The sequence below is a fragment of the Nocardioides sp. SLBN-35 genome (assembly GCF_006715725.1).
Lineage (GTDB): Bacteria > Actinomycetota > Actinomycetes > Propionibacteriales > Nocardioidaceae > Nocardioides.
Map to the genome: position 1 here is coordinate 1,617,482 of NZ_VFNU01000001.1, position 16,808 is coordinate 1,634,289.

At 72.4% G+C, this 16,808-nt stretch carries 16 protein-coding genes; 11 read left to right on the forward strand and 5 right to left on the reverse strand.

Annotated elements, in window-relative coordinates:
* Positions 1 to 5: 5 nt before the first annotated feature.
* Together FBY23_RS07925 and FBY23_RS07930 are read left to right on the forward strand one after the other, a co-directional pair.
* Positions 6 to 2,135, forward strand: coding sequence for a transglutaminase domain-containing protein (locus tag FBY23_RS07925; protein ID WP_260806570.1), 2,130 nt, complete (start codon positions 6 to 8; stop codon positions 2,133 to 2,135).
* Entirely contained in the window at positions 2,132 to 2,665 is a 534-nt protein-coding gene (locus FBY23_RS07930; RefSeq protein WP_141797647.1) for a hypothetical protein, read from the forward strand. The genes FBY23_RS07925 and FBY23_RS07930 overlap by 4 nt, the downstream gene beginning before the upstream one ends.
* Positions 2,666 to 2,696: 31 nt before the next feature.
* On the opposite strand, the gene FBY23_RS07935 is transcribed toward FBY23_RS07930, so the two are convergent.
* Both FBY23_RS07935 and FBY23_RS07940 read right to left on the reverse strand, forming a co-directional pair.
* Positions 2,697 to 3,179: a nucleoside deaminase gene (locus tag FBY23_RS07935; RefSeq protein ID WP_141797648.1), complete on the reverse strand. Its 483-nt coding sequence runs from the start codon at positions 3,177 to 3,179 to the stop codon at positions 2,697 to 2,699.
* An 8-nt stretch (positions 3,180 to 3,187) separates the two neighbouring features.
* The gene (locus FBY23_RS07940; RefSeq protein ID WP_141797649.1) at positions 3,188 to 4,102 is read right to left on the reverse strand and encodes a LysR family transcriptional regulator; all 915 of its coding nucleotides are present in this window, start codon (positions 4,100 to 4,102) and stop codon (positions 3,188 to 3,190) included.
* Between the two features lie 90 nt (positions 4,103 to 4,192).
* On the opposite strand from FBY23_RS07940, the gene tdh reads away from it, so the two are divergent.
* Genes tdh through FBY23_RS07965 form a run of 5 tightly spaced genes read left to right on the forward strand, consistent with a single transcriptional unit; the run spans position 4,193 to position 9,568 of the window.
* Positions 4,193 to 5,236, forward strand: a complete 1,044-nt coding sequence (tdh, locus tag FBY23_RS07945) for an L-threonine 3-dehydrogenase (RefSeq protein ID WP_141797650.1) — start codon at positions 4,193 to 4,195, stop codon at positions 5,234 to 5,236.
* Entirely contained in the window at positions 5,236 to 6,417 is a 1,182-nt protein-coding gene (locus tag FBY23_RS07950; RefSeq protein WP_141797651.1) for a glycine C-acetyltransferase, read from the forward strand. The genes tdh and FBY23_RS07950 overlap by 1 nt, the downstream gene beginning before the upstream one ends.
* Before the next feature lie 33 nt (positions 6,418 to 6,450).
* Positions 6,451 to 7,824 (forward strand): DUF6421 family protein, encoded by a 1,374-nt coding sequence (locus tag FBY23_RS07955; RefSeq protein ID WP_141797652.1) that lies wholly within the window; start codon positions 6,451 to 6,453, stop codon positions 7,822 to 7,824.
* On the forward strand, positions 7,821 to 8,501 hold the full coding sequence (locus tag FBY23_RS07960; protein WP_141797653.1) for an SDR family oxidoreductase: 681 nt from the start codon (positions 7,821 to 7,823) through the stop codon (positions 8,499 to 8,501). The genes FBY23_RS07955 and FBY23_RS07960 overlap by 4 nt, the downstream gene beginning before the upstream one ends.
* The gene (locus tag FBY23_RS07965; RefSeq protein ID WP_141797654.1) at positions 8,480 to 9,568 is read left to right on the forward strand and encodes a low specificity L-threonine aldolase; all 1,089 of its coding nucleotides are present in this window, start codon (positions 8,480 to 8,482) and stop codon (positions 9,566 to 9,568) included. The genes FBY23_RS07960 and FBY23_RS07965 overlap by 22 nt, the downstream gene beginning before the upstream one ends.
* Before the next feature lie 7 nt (positions 9,569 to 9,575).
* Here the strand turns inward: FBY23_RS07965 and FBY23_RS07970 are convergent, their stop codons facing one another.
* A complete protein-coding gene (locus FBY23_RS07970) occupies positions 9,576 to 10,913 on the reverse strand; it encodes a fibronectin type III domain-containing protein (RefSeq protein ID WP_141797655.1) in 1,338 nt (445 codons plus the stop codon).
* Positions 10,914 to 11,033: 120 nt separating this feature from the next.
* Positions 11,034 to 12,074 carry a hypothetical protein gene (locus FBY23_RS07975; protein WP_141797656.1) on the reverse strand — a complete coding sequence of 347 codons (1,041 nt, stop codon included), beginning with the start codon at positions 12,072 to 12,074 and terminating at the stop codon, positions 11,034 to 11,036.
* 771 nt (positions 12,075 to 12,845) lie between these two features.
* Here FBY23_RS07975 and FBY23_RS07980 point away from each other — a divergent pair.
* On the forward strand, positions 12,846 to 14,159 hold the full coding sequence (locus FBY23_RS07980; protein WP_141797657.1) for an HNH endonuclease signature motif containing protein: 1,314 nt from the start codon (positions 12,846 to 12,848) through the stop codon (positions 14,157 to 14,159).
* A gap of 73 nt (positions 14,160 to 14,232) precedes the next feature.
* Positions 14,233 to 14,529 (forward strand): hypothetical protein, encoded by a 297-nt coding sequence (locus FBY23_RS07985; protein WP_141797658.1) that lies wholly within the window; start codon positions 14,233 to 14,235, stop codon positions 14,527 to 14,529.
* 3 nt (positions 14,530 to 14,532) lie between these two features.
* Here the strand turns inward: FBY23_RS07985 and FBY23_RS07990 are convergent, their stop codons facing one another.
* On the reverse strand, positions 14,533 to 15,516 hold the full coding sequence (locus tag FBY23_RS07990; protein WP_141797659.1) for a hypothetical protein: 984 nt from the start codon (positions 15,514 to 15,516) through the stop codon (positions 14,533 to 14,535).
* A gap of 25 nt (positions 15,517 to 15,541) precedes the next feature.
* Here FBY23_RS07990 and mshB point away from each other — a divergent pair, with 25 nt between their 5' ends.
* Complete coding sequence (gene mshB / locus FBY23_RS07995) at positions 15,542 to 16,465, forward strand: N-acetyl-1-D-myo-inositol-2-amino-2-deoxy-alpha-D-glucopyranoside deacetylase (protein ID WP_141797660.1); 924 nt, start codon at positions 15,542 to 15,544, stop codon at positions 16,463 to 16,465.
* A gap of 4 nt (positions 16,466 to 16,469) precedes the next feature.
* Complete coding sequence (locus FBY23_RS08000) at positions 16,470 to 16,808, forward strand: hypothetical protein (RefSeq protein ID WP_141797661.1); 339 nt, start codon at positions 16,470 to 16,472, stop codon at positions 16,806 to 16,808.

Genomic DNA, 16,808 nt, shown 5'->3' on the forward strand with positions numbered 1-16,808 from the left:
GAGTGATGTCGGCTCCCCACCCGCCGGGCTGGCCCGCCCCGGCTCCGCGACGTCGCTTCCCCTGGCTTGCCGTCCTCGGCTCGCTCGGTCTCGTGATCGTCCTGGTCGTCGGTCTCACCGTGGTGCTGGTGCTCGGCGACGACGGCGAGGAGCGGGAGGACCGGAAGAGCCGGTCGGAGGCGCTGCGGGAGCGGCTGCTCGAGGACTCCCGTGCCGAGCTCCCGACGACCGCCGACGTCGAAAGTGCGGTACCGGGCTACGACTACTCGACGGCCGTCACCGGTGTCGGCACCGATGCCGACCTGAGCATCGCGGCGACCTACGACGCCGACGCCAAGGATCCCTGGCAGGGCGACCCCGGCAAGATCGAGGTGTACGCCGACGCGGCGCTGACCAAGCCGGTGCCGGTCATGATCCTGCCGGACGTGACCTCCCCCGACGACGACCCGCACCTGGCCATCTCACCGGTGCGCCTTCAGCGGTCCCACATCACGCGCCGGGACGGCGAAGTGAAGGGCACGCTGGCCGACCTCGGCACGTTCTGGAACCTCAACCCGCACGTGTACGTCGTGCAGTACCTCACGCCCGACGGCACGAAGCGGCCGCGACCGCTCGTCACGCAGGTCGACTTCGTCTCCGAGACCACCGCGCCGGCGCAGGTCACCTCGACGGTGACCCCCGACGGCGACGCGCTGCTGGAGTGGACCCCGGTCGAGGGCGCGAGCGAGTACCTCGTCGTCCTGGAGCAGCGGCGTGCCGACCTCGACGACACCGTGCAGGTGCTCGGCCGCACGACCGAGGCGACGTGGTCGTCGGCCACGACGAAGAAGTGCCTCCACGGCTGCACCCAGAACGACGTACTGAAGCTGACCACGGTCGACGGGTCGACCCAGGCGTCCCTGCCACAGCTGGTCCCCGAGAAGATCGACGCCAGGCTCGGTGTCGTCGCGGTCGTCGACCGCAAGCCGTCGGTCGCGACACCGATCGACTTCAACGGCCTCGAGACCCTTCCGGTCCGGTCGGACCGGAAGTGGGACCAGGGAGCCGACCTCGCCGGGCAGGGCCTCGCGGCGCTGCCGAGCCGGTTCCTGTTCGTCTCCATCGACGGCTCGACCCGGGCGACCGGTGCGAGCGTCGACCGGGCCGAGGTGACCCGCGACGGGGACGACTGGGTGGTCCCGCTGCGGGGCCGGGGGACCCGGCTGGTGGATCCGGTCCGCATCCCCGTCGCTGCCGTCGACGACATCGACGCCGCCGTCGCGACGTTCAACGAGCGCGCGCAGCGCGACTACCCGCTCGCCGGACTGGACGAGGCGGGCATCGTGATCCGCGCCGACCTGCCCAAGAAGCCGGCCCCCGAGCTGCCCCCGCCGGACTACCCGGTGTTCGGCAGCAACGAGCTCACGAAGTTCATCGCCGGGCAGCTGATCGCGGGCTCCACGGCCATCGACATCTCCGAGTTCGCCGACCAGCCGGGCCTGCCCGACGTCCAGGACGCGTTGAGCGAGGCGGTCTACCAGAACCCCTACGCCCTGGCGTACTTCGACACGTTCTCGTTCGACGGCACCGTGATCCAGGTCGAGGCGGCGTACTCCGTGGCGGAGCTGCAGTCGCGGCAGAAGAAGATCGCCGACCGGGCCGAGGAGGTCGTGAAGAGCCAGATCTCCGCCGGGATGAGCGTGTCCGACAAGGTGGCGGCCATCAACCGCTACCTCGTGGACAACGCCGACTACGACCACGCCGCGATCGACGCGTCGCCGGGCAAGTACCGCTCCGACACCCCGGCGAACTTCCGCTACGCCTGGGAGACCGACGGGATCCTGGTCAGCGGCACCGGCGTGTGCATGAGCTACGCCTACGCCTTCCAGACCCTCGCCGAGGAGGCGGGCATCGAGTCGGTCGTCGTCTCGGGCGAGCTGGCCGACGGCGGCGGGCACGCGTGGAACAAGGTCAAGGTCGGCGACAGCTGGCGCGCGGTCGACGTCACCTGGAACGACCCGCGCGGAGGGTGGAACCCCCAGTGGGGCACCAAGTACCTGCTGATCCGCGACGCGCAGTTCACCGGCGACGCCCTGCGCACCGAGCGCGACACCTGGATGTCAGACGCCTACCTCAGCCAGTACGCCACCCGATGAACGCCGCCTACCCGCAGCCCCGTGCCGCCTTCCAGGGCCACTGGATGGCACCCGGCACGTTCGGCGGCGTGCCGGCCTGGCTGGTCGTCGAGGACGGCCGGGTCGCGCTGCTCGCACCGGGCCAGAGCCCGACGGGCTTCGTCGACGTCTTCCGGGTCCCGGTCCGGCAGGCGCGGATCTCCTCCGCCGCGCAGCGGATCACCGTCACGGTCGCCGGGACGGCGTACCCGGTGCTCGCCCGGCCGCACGGCCCGGTCGTCGGGTCCGGCCTGGCGGCCACCGGATCCGTCGCCGGCCTCGCGGGGGCGGAGGTCGTCCACGGCACCAGCACGGCGGCCCGGGCCGGCAACGTCGCCGCGGATGCCGCCGCCTTCGCCCGCCAGGGAGGTCCCCAGTTCCTGGCGACACTGCGGCAGCAGGGTGGGCAGGTACGTCGGGTCGGCTACGGCGTCCTGCTGAGCGTCGGCTTCGTGGCCGGCCTGCTCCTCGCGCTCCTCGTGACCGTCATCACCGTCGCCGTGCTCGCCTGACCCCACGGTGAGTTCGCGGCAGGTCAACGGGTCAGTAGGCCGTGCGCGCCTCGTTGGCCAGCCAGGCGTCGAAGGGCGCGGCGGCGTCGGGGGTCGCGACGCGGGACACGGTCATCGTCCACTCCGAGCGCGGCCGGTCGAACAGCTCGTAGAACGCCCGGTCGTCGAACCCTCCGCGGGCGGCGTCGTCGCGGTCGGCGGCGTACACCACCCGGTCGAGGCGCGCCCACAGCGACGCGGACACGCACAACGGGCACGGCTCGCACGAGGTGTAGAGCGTGCAGCCGGTCAGCTCGAAGGTCGCCAGTGACGTGCATGCCGCGCGGATCGCGGTCACCTCGGCGTGGGCGGTGGGGTCGAGGTCGCGGGTGACCCGGTTCTGGCCCTCGGCGACGAGGACGCCGTCCCGCACGATCACCGCGCCGAAGGGCCCGCCGCCGGCGGCGACGTTCGCGGTCGCCAGCTCGACGGCACGCGCCAACCAGGCCCCACCGTTGTCCGGACTGAGATCCATGACGTCATTCAACCCTGCGAGGCCACGAGCCGCTCCATCACGCGGCGCAGCGCCTGCACGACGTGCTGTGCCGAGCGGCGGCGCAGCGTCTCCGGCCGAGCGAGCACGTCGATGGTGCGGCTGGTGCTCAGTCCGTGGAGCGGGCGGAGCACGACGTCGTCGTACGGATGGGCGGAGGTGTAGCGCGGGAGCAGGCCGATCCCGGAGCCGGCGGCCACGAGGGCGGCGACGGCGCCGTAGTCGTTGACCCGGTGGACCACCTCGGCGTTGCGGCGGGTGAGCGCGGCGACGGCGATCAGGACGTCGTCGGGGGAGTAGCCGACCCGGCTGGTCACCCAGCGCTCGCCGACGACGTCGCGCGGGCGGAGCCGATCGCGGGCGGCGAGCGGGTGGTCGGCGGGCAGGGCGACGTCGAGGGGCTCGCGGGCCAGGGTGACGACGTGCAGGTCGTCGGTGGGCCACGGCGGGCTGTGCTCCATCCGGTGGGCGAGCACGAGGTCGTACTGCGCGGTCAGCGCCGGGAAGTCGCGCTGAGCGACGTCCTCGTCGGTCAGCCGCAGCTCGGGGGCGTCGGGGTCGCGGCCGAGCTCGCGCAGCAGGGGGCCGAACACGGCCTGGCCGGCGCTGTGGAAGCTGCTCAACGTCACCGTGCCGCCCGGCGCGGCCTCGAACTCCTCGACCGCGCCGCGCGCGGCCGCCATCGCGTCGATGACGTCGGCACCGGCCCGGGCGAGGACCCGCCCGGCGTCGGTCAGGGTGAGCACCCGCCCGTCGCGGCGCGTGAGCGGCGTACCGAACTGGCGCTGGAGCGCGGCCAGGTGCTGCGACACGGCCGACGGCGAGACGTGGAGCGACTCGGCCACGGCGGTGACGCTGCCGAGGGCGCCGAGCTCGCGCAGGATGGTGAGCTGGTGGATCTCCACGGGGCCCAGCCTACGGTGAAGCGTTTGCTTAAGGGACGGTGCAGGAAGTGGCCGTTGCTCTGCACGGTCTCCCGGCGATGCAATGGACCCATGAAGGCGCTCTACAAGGCCGAGGCGGCCCCAGGGCTCGAGCTCGTCGACCGCCCGGACCCCACGTGCGGTCCGGCCGAGGTGATCATCAAGGTGCTCCGCACCGGCATCTGCGGCACCGACCTCCACATCCTGCGCTGGGACGAGTGGGCCGCGGGTGCGGTCAGGGCGCCGCTCACTCCCGGCCACGAGTTCTACGGCGAGGTGGTCGAGGTCGGCCCGCTCGTCACCGACGTCGCGGTGGGCGACCGGGTGTCCGGCGAGGGCCACATCGTGTGCGGTACCTGCCGCAACTGCCGCGCCGGCCGGCGCCAGATGTGCATCCGGACGATCGGCCTGGGCGTGCAGCGCGACGGCGCGTTCGCGCAGTACCTCAGCCTCCCCGCCAGCAACGTGTGGGTGCACCACCCCGACGTCGACCCCGACCTCGGCGCGATCTTCGACCCGCTCGGCAACGCCGTGCACACCGCGCTCGCGTTCCCGCTCGTCGGCGAGGACGTGCTCGTCACGGGCTGCGGCCCGATCGGGCTGATGGCCATCGCGATCGCCCGCCACGTCGGCGCGCGGTACGTCGTCGGCACCGACGTCAGCCCCGCCCGCCTCGAGCTGGCCCGGGGCATGGGCGCGGACGCGGTCGTCGACGTGTCGACCGGGTCCGTGGCCGACGTACAGCAGGCCCTGCACATGCGTGAGGGCTTCGACATCGGCTTCGAGATGAGTGGCGCCCCGTCGGCGCTGCCGCAGATGATCGACAACATGAACCACGGTGGCCGGATCGCCATGCTCGGCCTGCCCAGTGCGCCGTTCGCGATCGACTGGGGCAAGGTCGTCACCCACATGCTGACCCTCAAGGGGATCTACGGTCGCGAGATGTTCGAGACCTGGAACGCCATGGGGGCGATGCTGCAGTCGAGCAGCACGCTGCGTACGGCGATCGGGTCGGTCATCTCCGACCGCCTGCCCGCGCGGGACTGGGAGCGGGGATTCGAGATCGCGGCGTCCGCCGGGGTCGGCAAGGTCGTGCTGGACTGGACGGAGCTGTGATGTACGGGAACTTCAGGAACCACCTCACCGCCGAGCTCGACGAGATCGAGCAGGCCGGGCTGACCAAGCGCGAGCGCGGCATCCGCGGGCCGCAGAAGGCCGAGATCGTCGCTGACGGCGCCGAGGTGCTCAACTTCTGCGCCAACAACTACCTGGGCCTCGCCGACGACCCGCGGCTGCTCGAGGCGGCGCGCGGCGCGCTCGACGAGTGGGGCTACGGCCTGGCCAGCGTCCGCTTCATCTGCGGCACGCAGGAGCAGCACCTCGAGCTCGAGCGCCGGATCGCCGCATTCCTCGGCACCGAGGACACGATCCTCTACTCGTCGTGCTTCGACGCCAACGGCGGCGTCTTCGAGACCCTCTTCGGGGCCGAGGACGCGATCATCTCCGACGCCCTCAACCACGCCTCGATCATCGACGGCATCCGGCTCTCCAAGGCCCGCCGCCTGCGGTACGCCAACCGCGACATGGCCGACCTCGAGGCCCAGCTGCAGTCCGCGGCCGACGCCCGGTTCCGGGTGGTCGTCACCGACGGGGTCTTCTCGATGGACGGCTACATCGCGCCGCTGCGCGAGATCTGCGACCTCGCCGACAGATACGACGCCCTCGTGCTCGTCGACGACTCCCACGCCGTCGGCTTCATCGGCGCCGGCGGTCGCGGCACCCCCGAGCTGTGCGGCGTGGCCGACCGGGTCGACATCTACACCGGCACCTTCGGCAAGGCCCTCGGCGGCGCGTCCGGCGGCTACGTCTCCTCGCGCCGCGAGATCGTCGCCCTGCTGCGCCAGCGCTCGCGTCCGTACCTGTTCTCCAACACCCTCGCTCCGGCCATCGTCGCCGGCACGCTGCGCGCGCTCGACCTGGTCGAGGGCTCGGGCGAGCTGCGTGAGCGGCTGCAGGCCAACGCGCGGCTGTTCCGCGAGCTGATGGAGGCCGAGGGCTTCGACCTGCTCCCCGGCGAGCACCCGATCGTCCCGGTGATGTTCGGCGACGCAGCCCTCACCGCCCGGGTGGCCGACGAGATGCAGAAGCACGGCGTGTACGTGACCGCGTTCAGCTTCCCCGTGGTCCCCCGCGGCGAGGCCCGGATCCGGGTCCAGCTGTCCGCCGCGCACACCGAGGAGCAGGTACGACGCTGCGTGGAGGCGTTCATTGCAGGACGAGAGGCGGCGCAGGCTTGATCGAACAGGAAGATCTCCTGTTCAATAGGTCTCATGACGGACGTTCTCTCGCTCGCTGACCGCATCGACACCGGTGATGACGCCGTGGTGGCGGATCCGTCCTGGCACGCGCTGAAGGGCGCCGTCGAGCAGGTCCGCACCTGGCAGCTCGCCGACGGCTCCGTCGACCTCGCCGCCGACAGCGCCCCGTCCCGCGAGACCGTCGCCGCCGCGGTGACCCGCGTCGTGGAGGCCGTCGAGGCGCTCTCGCCGCTGCTGCCGCACGACGCGGCCTACCACCGTGCACTCGTCGCCGACCTGCGCCGCTGGGCCGACGCGGGCTTCGGCGTACCGGACTTCCTCGACTCGCTGCTGGCCTTCCAGCCCGCCGCCGAGCGGGTCGACGGCCGCCAGCACCTCGTCGTGTTCCCGATGTACACCCAGAACGGCAACCCGAACCGCAACCTCGAGGCCGTCGTCTTCCGGATGGTGTGGCCCGAGTGGCTCGCCGACCTCGAGGCCACCCGCTACGACAACCCGCTGTTCTGCGGCATCGCGTTCGAGGACTTCACCAGCGGCTACGACACCAACTCGGCGGTGCTCTTCCCCGAGACCGTCGCAGTGCGCGAGGTGCCCGAGCGGTTCAGCTGGGGCGGCATCTTCTGCGACCGCGAGGCCGCCCGCTTCCGCCGTGTCGGCACCGCCGCCGTCGACCTGCTCGGCGTCGAGCTCCCCGACGAGGTCCGCGGCCTGCTCGAGGACCAGCAGCGCAGCCAGGACGCCTTCGTGCTCTGGGACATGATCCACGACCGCGCGCACAGCCACGGCGACCTGCCGTTCGACCCGTTCATGATCAAGCAGCGCCAGCCGTTCTGGATGTACGGCCTGGAGGAGCTGCGCTGCGACCTGACCGCGTTCAAGGCGGCCGTCGAGCTCGAGGCGGAGGGCAACGAGGTCGCCGCCGACGCGCAGCACGCGATCCTGCTCGACCGGATGTTCCGGTTCCCGGTCACCGGCGAGCGCACCCGCAACTACGACGGCCTCGGCGGCCAGCTGCTGTTCGCCTACCTGCACAAGCACGACGCGATCCGCTGGACCGACAACAAGCTGCGCATCGACTGGGACCTCGCGCCCCAGGTCACCAACGCGCTGTGCGCCGAGATCGAGCAGCTCTACCGCGACGGCATCGACCGCCCGAAGATCGTGCACTGGCAGGCCGCCTACGAGCTGGTCAGCCGCTACCTCGCGCCGCACCCGGCCTCCAAGTGGGCCCGCGGCGCCGACGCGCTCGACTTCTCCAAGCAGCCGCGCGAGCTGGTCGACGACGTGCTGGCCGACGAGTTCCCGCTGAGCATGTTCTTCGAGGCCCTGGCCAAGAAGCTCAAGAACGTGATCGCGGAGACCCGCGGCATCACCGCCGCCGCATGACCCGCGTCATCGCGGTCGCCGGTGCCGGCGGCCCGGCCGGTCGCGCCGTCGTACGCCGGCTCGCGGCCGACGGCGTCCTCGTCGCTGCTGCCGACGCCGACCCGACCCGTCTCGACGGCCTGGAGGCCGAGGCCAGCGTGGTCGACCTGCTCGACCCGGACGCGACCCGGTCCTGGATCGACGACGTCGTGGCCGTCCACGGCCGGCTCGACGGCGTCGTGCACCTCGTCGGCGGCTGGCGCGGCGGCAAGGGCCTGACGGCCGAGGCGCTGGACCACTGGGCGGTGCTCGAGCCGCTCCTGGTCCGCACCCTGCAGCACACCTCCCTGGCGGCGCAGGAGGCGCTGGTGGAGTCGGGAGGCCGGTTCGTGGTGGTCAGCGCCGCCGGCGCCGGGCAGCCGACCGCGGGCAACGCGTCGTACGCCGCCGCCAAGGCTGCCGCCGAGGCCTGGACCCTCGCCCTGGGCCACGCCTTCGCCCGGGCCGACGGGGACGCCGCCGCTACGATCCTGGTGGTCAAGGCCCTCCTCGACGACGCGATGCGCGCCGCCCGCCCGGACGCCGCGTTCGCCGGCTTCACCCACGTCGACGACCTGGCCGAGACGATCGCCGGTCTGTGGGACCGGCCGAGCGCCGAGCTGAACGGAGAGCGACTGTGGCTGACGCCGCGACCCTGACCACCTCGACGGCTGCGCACCGGCGACACGACCCCGAGGCCCGCCAGTTCGCCAGCGACAACTACGCGGGCGTGCACCCCGAGGTGCTGGCCGCGATCGCGCTGGCCAACGGCGGCCACCAGGTGTCGTACGGCGAGGACGCCTACACCGAGCACCTGCAGGTGATCATGGCGGGGCTGTTCGGCGACGGCGTCGAGGCGTACCCCGTCTTCAACGGCACCGGCGCCAATGTCGTCGGTCTCCAGGCGCTCACCGACCGCTGGGGCGCGGTGATCTGCGCCGAGACCGCCCACATCAACGTCGACGAGGGCGGCGCCCCCGAGCGGATGGGCGGCCTCAAGCTGCACCCCGTCGCCACCCCCGACGGCAAGCTCACCCCCGCGCTGGTCGACAAGCACGCCTGGGGCTTCGACGACGAGCACCGGGCCATGCCGCAGGTCGTCTCGATCACCCAGTCAACCGAGCTCGGCACGCTCTACACGCCCGACGAGGTGCGCGCGCTCGCCGAGCACGCCCACGGACTCGGGATGCGCCTGCACCTGGACGGCGCGCGGCTCGCGAACGCCGCGGCCGCGCTCGACGTACCGCTGCGGTCGTTCACCTCCGACGCCGGCGTCGACGTGCTCTCCTTCGGCGCCACCAAGAACGGTGCCCTCGCCGGCGAGGCCGTCGTCATCCTCAACCCCGACGGCGTGAGCCACCTCAAGCACCTGCGCAAGCTGTCGATGCAGCTGGCCAGCAAGATGCGCTTCGTCTCCGTGCAGTTCGAGGCGCTGCTCGCCGACGGGCTCTGGTTGCGCCTGGCCGGCCACGCCAACGCCATGGCGCAGCGCCTCGCGGCCGGTGTGCGCGAGATCGACGGGGTCGAGCTGCTCTACCCGGTGCAGGCCAACGGCGTCTTCGCCCGGCTGCCCCACGACGTCAGCCGCCGGCTGATGGAGCGCCACCGCTTCTACTTCTGGGACGAGGCCGCCGGCGACGTGCGCTGGATGTGCTCGTTCGACACGACCGAGGACGACGTCGACGCATTCCTCGGTGCCTTGCGCGAGGAGATGGGCCGGGCCTGACGGGCTGTCAGTCCCGGACCCTCACCTTCACCACCGGCGAGGTGCTGGCCAGGGTCGTCGCCGTCGCGGCCGCCACGACGCGGTAGCGGAGCCTGCCGACCTTGCGCTCCTTGAGCCGGAACCGGAAGCCGGACTGGGCGATCGAGGCGCGGAGGGTCGTCCAGGACCCGTGTCGCCAGACCTGGAGGCTGACGGGTACGCCGTTGGTCGCCGGGCTGATCGTGCCGGACAGGGTGACCTTGCGGCCGCGCGTCACCGCGTGCGGCGTCGCGGTCAGGGTGAGTCTGGTGGCGGGCGCCGGGCCGCCCGGTGGGATGCCGGGAGCGGAGCCCGGGACGACGGGAGCCGAGGGGGCGGAGAAGTCACCCACCGCGCCGCCGTTGTCGTGGGCCTGGACCCGGAAGCGGTACGCGACGCCGTTGGCCAGGTTCGTCACGGTGAAGGACGGCGATGCGCTCCCGGTGCTGTCGAGGTGGCCCGGCCAGGTGACGCCGTCGAGCGACCACTCGATGGTGTAGAAGCTGATCTGCGCGCCGCCGCTGGCGGTCGATGCGGTCCAGGTGAGGTGCACCGCCGTGTTGTCGGGGATGCCGACGACGTTGGTCGGTGCCGTCGGCGGCACGATGACCGGCTCCGCCGGCACGAGGACCGGTGCTGAGGCGACCGAGTACGTCCCGACCACGCCGCCGTCGGTCTTCGCCGCCACCCGGAAGAGGTAGGTCGCCCCCTTGGGCAGTTGCGTCACGAGGAAGGCGGCGCCCGCCGAGCCGGTGGGGACGGGCGCGGACCAGCTGCCTCCACCGTTGCTCGACCACTGGACGAGGAAGCTCGCCAGCGTCCGGCCGCTGGGAGCCGGGGAGGGCGTCCAGGTCACGAACACCTCGCCGTCCGGACCAGGCCAGACCGCGCCGGAGACGTCGGTGGGCGGCGCCGGCAGCGGCGACGGGATGAAGGGTGCGGACGCGGCGGACTCGGGTCCGGTGCCGACGGCGTTGACCGCGGCGATGCGCACCAGGTAGCTGACGTTGTTCATGACGCCTGAGGAGTGCGCCGTCGTGCTCGCGTCGCCCGTCGTGCCGATGGTCGCCCAGTGGGCGCCACCGTCGGTCGACACGTCGACCCGGTAGCCCGTGATGGCCGAGCCTCCATCGGAGGCCGGTGCGGTCCACGACAGGTCGACCACGCCGTCCCCGGGGGTGACGACCAAGCCGGTCGGAGCGCCCGGCACCGTCGCGGCCACCGCTGGGCTGGTGACGACGAGGCAGGCGAGCAATGCGGCCCCGAGCGACAGCAGCACCGCGACCAGCCGGCCGCCTCCCGGCCCGTCGAGCGAACGTCCCTGCATGGCGAAACCTCCGGTCGTCCCGTCGGGGCCGCCTGGACGTCGACCCTCGCGAGGAGGATGACGGGCCGGTCTTCGGAAAACCTTCGGATGAGGTTTCGGGCGCCCTGCCGAGCCGCGCGGTCAGGCCGGCAGATCCTCCCGGCGCATCCCGAACACCCACCGCTTGCGCGGGTGCTCGCTGACCGACCACAGGCAGCCGGTCTCCGGCCACCAGACCAGGTCCTCCGGACCCGGCGGGGTCGCCCACCGGTGCTCGCGGAACGCACCGGGCCGGCCGACGTACACCGATCCCGGCTTGCGCCGACCGCGCGACCGGCTCACGTAGTAGGTGCCGTCGATCGCGGCCACGCCCTGCATCCGCGGCACGCCGCGGTCGTCGACCTCGGGGACCGAGCGGCCGTCGACCTCGTGCCGCGGCAGCCCGCTGTCGGGGTCGATCGCGAACCGCGCCACCCGCCGCGTCTGCGCGGCCGAGCCGTACTCGCCGACGACGAGGGCCGGCTCGTCGTGGCTGCGGTCGAGGGTGAGGAACGAGTAGCGCAGCCGCTCCACGCCCTCGTCGTGCCCGCTCTCCTGGGTGAACCGGACGGGGAGCACGTAGCGGTGCCCGAAGGTGTTGTACGACGACCCGGCCGGCACCCGCAGCACGTCGGCCACGTGTGCGCTGTGGATCCCCGCGCCGGTCGCCGCGACGTGGAGGAAGTCGCCGTGCCACACGATGCCGCCGGCATGCACCTTCAGCGGCCGGAAGCCGGCCTTGCCGTCGTCGACAGTGGGGACCACCAGCAGCACGTGGCCGTAGCGGCGGCGCTCGAGGTCGACCACGCTGATCCGCGACCCACCGGCCTTGCGGGCGTACCACGACGTCACCAGCACGTCGTGCCCGTGCGCCTCCCGGAAGCCGGTGTGCACCGAGGTGGTGATGCCCTGCGGGTACCAGTTCGGGTCCCGACGGTCCGCGGCCTCCCAGGTCCACGCGCTGCTCACCTTGAGACCGAGCATCCGGGGGAGCGGAGCGAAGGTCCGGCGCATCCGGTACGGCAGGTCGGGCGCCATCGCCGCGATCCCCACGCGGCCGCCGCCATCGGCGCTCAGGGCCGCGGCGAGCGCGTCGATCTCGTCGCTGTTCTCGGCGGTGCGGGTCAGGTGAAGTCCGGACACGGCCGCCACGGTAGCCGAGCCTTCGTCGTCCGCGGTGGCGCAGCGTTCCGGGTGGTCGAGGAGGTCGCGCAGCGACCCCGGTGGTCGAGGAGGTCGCGCAGGGTCCCCGGTGGTCGAGGAGGTCGCGCAGCGACCGTCACGAGACCCCTGACCGTGCTGCCGGAACTCTGCGCGGGCTTCGGCTCCGTAGCCGGTCTCGTTCCGAATGGGCAGCGACGAGGAAGGCGTCGAGGTGGCTGGGTCTGGCGGTCGGGCTACGGTCCGCATCCCCCGGTGGTCGAGGAGGTCGCGCAGCGTCCCCGGTGGTCGAGGAGGTCGCGCAGCGTCCCCGGTGGTCGAGGAGGTCGCGCAGCGACCGTCACGAGACCCCTGGCCGTGCTGCCGGAACTCTGCTCGGGCTTCGGCTGCGTAGTGGTTGCGTTCTGAGAGGCGCTGGCGAGCAAGGCGTCGAGGTGGCCCGGGTTCGGCGGTCGGGCTACGGTCCGCATCCCCCGGTGGTCGAGGAGGTCGCGCAGCGACCGTCTCGAGACCCCTGACCGTGCTGCCGGAACTGTCCGCGGGCTTCGGCTCCGTAGCCGGTTTCGTTCCGAATGGGCAGCGACGAGGAAGGCGTCGAGGTGGCTGGGTCTGGCGGTCGGGCTACTGTCCGCGACGCCACTTCAGTGGCAGCTGGTGACGTCGGTTCTCCACACCCCACGGATCGAGTTTCCCCTGTCCACAGGCGGGTTTCCGACGCGTGATTGTGTCGCAGGTGGGTGGGAGAATCCAGTCATGGATCTCGGAACCCAGCCCCGCACGACAGCAGCCCTGCTGTCCGGGCTGCGCGCCGAGGTCGAAGGACGCCAGGCCTCCCTGGTCCGCGAATGGACCGCGATCGTGGAGTGGGCGAGCGACCACGTCGTCACCTCACCTGAGGGGGCGGCCACGATCACCGAGGGCTACCTCGACACCGGTGTCCCGATCGCAGGTGCGGGTGCACCCCTGGTCAGCGAGTTCGCGTTGATGGAGCTGGTCGCGGTCCTCGGCAGGTCCCCTGATGGTGGGAGGGCGTATGTCGGGCGCGTCGTCGAGTGTGCCTGGCGGCTGCCCAACGTCTACGCCGCCGTGATCGCGGGCCGGTTGGCGCCGTGGCGGGCCGAGCGGATCGCCGACCTCACCCACGGCTTGTGTGCTGAGGCGGCTGGGTTCGTGGACCGGCAGTTGTGGAACGCCTCCGGAGTCGGCTGGGCCCAGCTCGAACGCCTCGTCACCGAAGCCATGCTCCGGTTCGACCCCGAACGCGTCGAGGCCGAACGGAAGGCCGCCGCCGACCATCGGCATTTCGACATCAGCGAGGTCGACGAGCACGGGATGGTCCACCTCGACGGGCTGCTGGACGCCGCCGATGGCCACGACCTCGACCAGGCCGTCGCCCGACGAGCGGAGGTCCTGGGTCGGCTCGGTGACGACTCGACGCTCGACGTGCGCCGGTCCAAGGCTGCCGCGGAGCTCGCCCGCCAGGACCTGGCCCTGGACTTGTTGATCCCCGACCCGGACACCGGCGAGGTCGTCGCGACTGTCCCGGGCCGCACGGTGATCCTGAACGTGCACGTCACCGACACCAGCCTCCTCGAGGGCAACCCGCTGACGAATCCGGTCGGCCGCTGGGACGAGGGACGCTGCCCGATCACCACCGCGCAGATCCGCGAATGGCTGCGCTCGAAGGGCACCACGATCATCGTGCGGCCGGTGATCGACCTGGCCGACCACGTGCCTGTGACGGCGTACGAGATCCCCGAGCGTCACAAGGCCCGCGTCATGCTGCGGGACCACACCTGCCGGTTTCCCCACTGCTCCCGCCCCGCGACCCGGTGCGACCTCGACCACGCCCGCCCCTACGGCCAGGGTGGTCCGACCTGCCCCTGCAACCTGGTGCCCCTCTGTCGGCGCCATCACCGCGCGAAGACCCACTCACTGTGGCGCTACGAGACACCGATGCCGGCGACCTACCTGTGGACCAGCCCCAGCGGGTTCCGGTTCCGCGTCGACCACCGCGGCACCCACCCCCTCCACGCCACCGGCGACACCGGCCCGCCCGACCAGTAGCCACCCCGCCCCGAACCCCGCGAACCATCGGTCGCGGGGGCACCGGCGTGTCCGGGTCTGGGAGGATGAGCGCATGCGCGGAATCTTCTTCGACGAGGACGACGCCCGGGCGGCCGCTCTGGTGCTGGTCCGTGGCGGCTTCGCCGCCGAGGTCGTCCGCGAGCGTCTCGCCGGCGAGGACGACGACGAGGACCACCCGTGGGCCGTCGTGACCGACGCTCCGGAGATCCAGCTCGAGATGCTGGTGGAGACCTACGACGGCTGGCTGGACCACGACGACGAGGACCCGGGCCCGGTGGAGCCGCCCACCAAGGCGGGGTTCGTCCTGCCGCTCCCGGACGCGCCGAAGCGGATCAAGCGCCCGGAGTAGGCGCTACTTCCCCAGCGGGCAGGCGAAGGGGCCGTCCGCCCGCAACCACGCCTGCGCCATGACCTGCCGGGCTTCGGGACCGGCCGTGGCCAGCACCGCCCGACCGTCGCGAGCCACGTCGAGGTCGGCGTCGAAGCCGGTGGCGTCGGCCTCCTCGTCGAGGTAGGACGTCAGGCCCTCGGCATCCGCCGTCGCGTCCTTCTCGTCCGCGAACAGCCGGACGCCGAAGAGCTGGCCGCCGGTGGCGAACAGCGCCATGCCGGCGTCGGGACGGAGCAGGCCCTCGTACTGCTGGGCGGCCTGCTCGGGGCTGAGCCGCCCGGACCCGCCGCACGACGGCTCGACGGTCAAGGCGGCGTACTCCAGGGCGTCCTGGTCGTCGGCGGTGTCGAGCAGGTCGCCGAAGCTGCCTGCGTCGGCGAGCGAGTCGGCGTCGTCGGTGACGACGTCCAGCAACGCAAGGACGTCGGAGCCCGAGACGATCAGCTCCTCGTCGGGGACGAGCGCGAGCGTCAGCAGCGGGGCCGCCGGATAGCGGCCGCCGATCAGGCCGGTCGCGTCGGCGTCGGCGAGGTCGGCCTCGAACACCGGGCGTTCGGAGGACCCGGACCGCTCGAACCCGGCGTCGGCGAGGTCGGCCGCGACGGCGTCGAAGTCGAGGTCGTCGGACATCTTCCACACCCGGCCGATCCCCTCGCCGTTCGCGACGGCCTCCCACTCGATGTCGGAGTCGTCGAAGGCGGCGTCGTCCATGACCGCGGACCAGCGCGACAGCTCGGTGCCGTACGCCGTCTCCGGCGACCCGTCGCCGACCCGGTCGGCGATCGCAGCGCGGTCGACGAAGGAGACGGTGGTGGCGTCGGCGGGGAGGTACTCCAGTGCCTCCTCGAGCCGCGAGCTCCCGTCGAGCAGGGCGCAGCCGGACAGCGAGGTGCCGGCGAGGGCCGCAGCGACGGCGAGGAGAGCGAGGCGCCGGGGGTTCCGCATGGGCCCCATCATTACGCTCGTCCTCATGACCGCAACTGCCGCCCACCGGCTGCTCCTCGTGCACGCCCACCCCGACGACGAGTCGATCGGCCAGGGCGCCACCATGGCGAAGTACGTCGCGGAGGGCCGCGGCGTCACGCTGGTCACCTGCACCGCGGGCGAGATGGGGGAGATCCTGGTCCCCGAGCTCGAGCACCTCGCTGCCGACAAGGAGGACGGCCTCGGCGAGCACCGCCGCGGCGAGCTGGACGCCGCGATGAAGGCGCTCGGTGTCACCGACCACCGCTTCCTCGGCGGGTTCGGCACCTACCGCGACTCCGGCATGAAGTGGCACGAGGACGGCCACGCCGTCGCGGCCGACGACATCCACGCCAACGCGTTCTGGCACGCCGACCTCACCGAGGCCGCCACCCACCTGGTCGCGGTCATCCGCGAGGTGCGCCCCCAGGTGTTGGTGACCTACGACGAGTTCGGCGGCTACGGCCATCCCGACCACATCCAGGCCCACCGGGTCGCGATGTACGCCGCCCAGCTGGCCGCGGCGCCGTCGTACCGCCGCGACCTGGGGGAGGCCTGGGCGATCACCAAGATCTACTGGGGTGCGATCTCGGAGAGCCGGATCCGCGAGGGCCTGCGCCGCCTGCGCGAGGCCGGCGACACCACGACCTTCGAGGGGATGGACCCCGACGGCGACCTGCCGCCGATGTTCCGCCCCGACGAGGACATCACCTGCGAGGTCGACGCCGGCGACCACGTCGAGCAGAAGCTCGACGCGCTGCGTGCCCACGCCACCCAGATCACGACCGACGGACCGTTCTTCGCGCTCTCCAACAACGTCGGCGCGCAGGCGTTCGGTCGCGAGCAGTTCCGGCTGGTGCAGGGCACCCCCGGGCCGCTCGACGCCGAGACCGGCTGGGAGACCGATCTGTTCGCCGGCATCTCCGAGTAGCCGCGTGCGCGTCCTGGTCGCGCTCGGCTGCCTCGTCCTCGGCGCGGCGGTCGGACTCGGCACCGTCGCGCTGCACGGCTACGGCTGGGGCCTCGGGCTCGGCATCGCCGCGACCGCGGCGAGCCTGGTCGCCCTGCCCGGCGGCTGGTGGCGCCGGCTGCCGTTCGCCCTCGGCTGGACCGCGGCGCTCGGCGTGGCGAGCGTGCCGCGACCCGAAGGCGACTACCTGATCGCCAGTGACGCGTCCGGCTACCTGCTTCTCGCGACCGGTGCAGCGGTCCTCGGGGCGGGCTTCGTGGGCCTGGTCCCGCGTGGTGCGCCGCGCGGCAATGCGGAAGGGTGA

What these genes read in the sequence shown, in the direction of transcription:
- FBY23_RS07930 (WP_141797647.1), top strand. Translation starts at nt 2,132, where the DNA reads ATGAACGCCGCCTACCCGCAGCCCCGTGCCGCCTTCCAGGGCCACTGG.
- mshB (WP_141797660.1), top strand. Translation starts at nt 15,542, where the DNA reads ATGACCGCAACTGCCGCCCACCGGCTGCTCCTCGTGCACGCCCACCCC.
- FBY23_RS07955 (WP_141797652.1), top strand. Translation starts at nt 6,451, where the DNA reads ATGACGGACGTTCTCTCGCTCGCTGACCGCATCGACACCGGTGATGAC.
- FBY23_RS07970 (WP_141797655.1), bottom strand. Translation starts at nt 10,913, where the DNA reads ATGCAGGGACGTTCGCTCGACGGGCCGGGAGGCGGCCGGCTGGTCGCG.
- FBY23_RS07985 (WP_141797658.1), top strand. Translation starts at nt 14,233, where the DNA reads ATGCGCGGAATCTTCTTCGACGAGGACGACGCCCGGGCGGCCGCTCTG.
- FBY23_RS07935 (WP_141797648.1), bottom strand. Translation starts at nt 3,179, where the DNA reads ATGGATCTCAGTCCGGACAACGGTGGGGCCTGGTTGGCGCGTGCCGTC.
- FBY23_RS07950 (WP_141797651.1), top strand. Translation starts at nt 5,236, where the DNA reads ATGTACGGGAACTTCAGGAACCACCTCACCGCCGAGCTCGACGAGATC.
- tdh (WP_141797650.1), top strand. Translation starts at nt 4,193, where the DNA reads ATGAAGGCGCTCTACAAGGCCGAGGCGGCCCCAGGGCTCGAGCTCGTC.
- FBY23_RS07960 (WP_141797653.1), top strand. Translation starts at nt 7,821, where the DNA reads ATGACCCGCGTCATCGCGGTCGCCGGTGCCGGCGGCCCGGCCGGTCGC.
- FBY23_RS07980 (WP_141797657.1), top strand. Translation starts at nt 12,846, where the DNA reads ATGGATCTCGGAACCCAGCCCCGCACGACAGCAGCCCTGCTGTCCGGG.
- FBY23_RS07990 (WP_141797659.1), bottom strand. Translation starts at nt 15,516, where the DNA reads ATGCGGAACCCCCGGCGCCTCGCTCTCCTCGCCGTCGCTGCGGCCCTC.
- FBY23_RS07925 (WP_260806570.1), top strand. Translation starts at nt 6, where the DNA reads ATGTCGGCTCCCCACCCGCCGGGCTGGCCCGCCCCGGCTCCGCGACGT.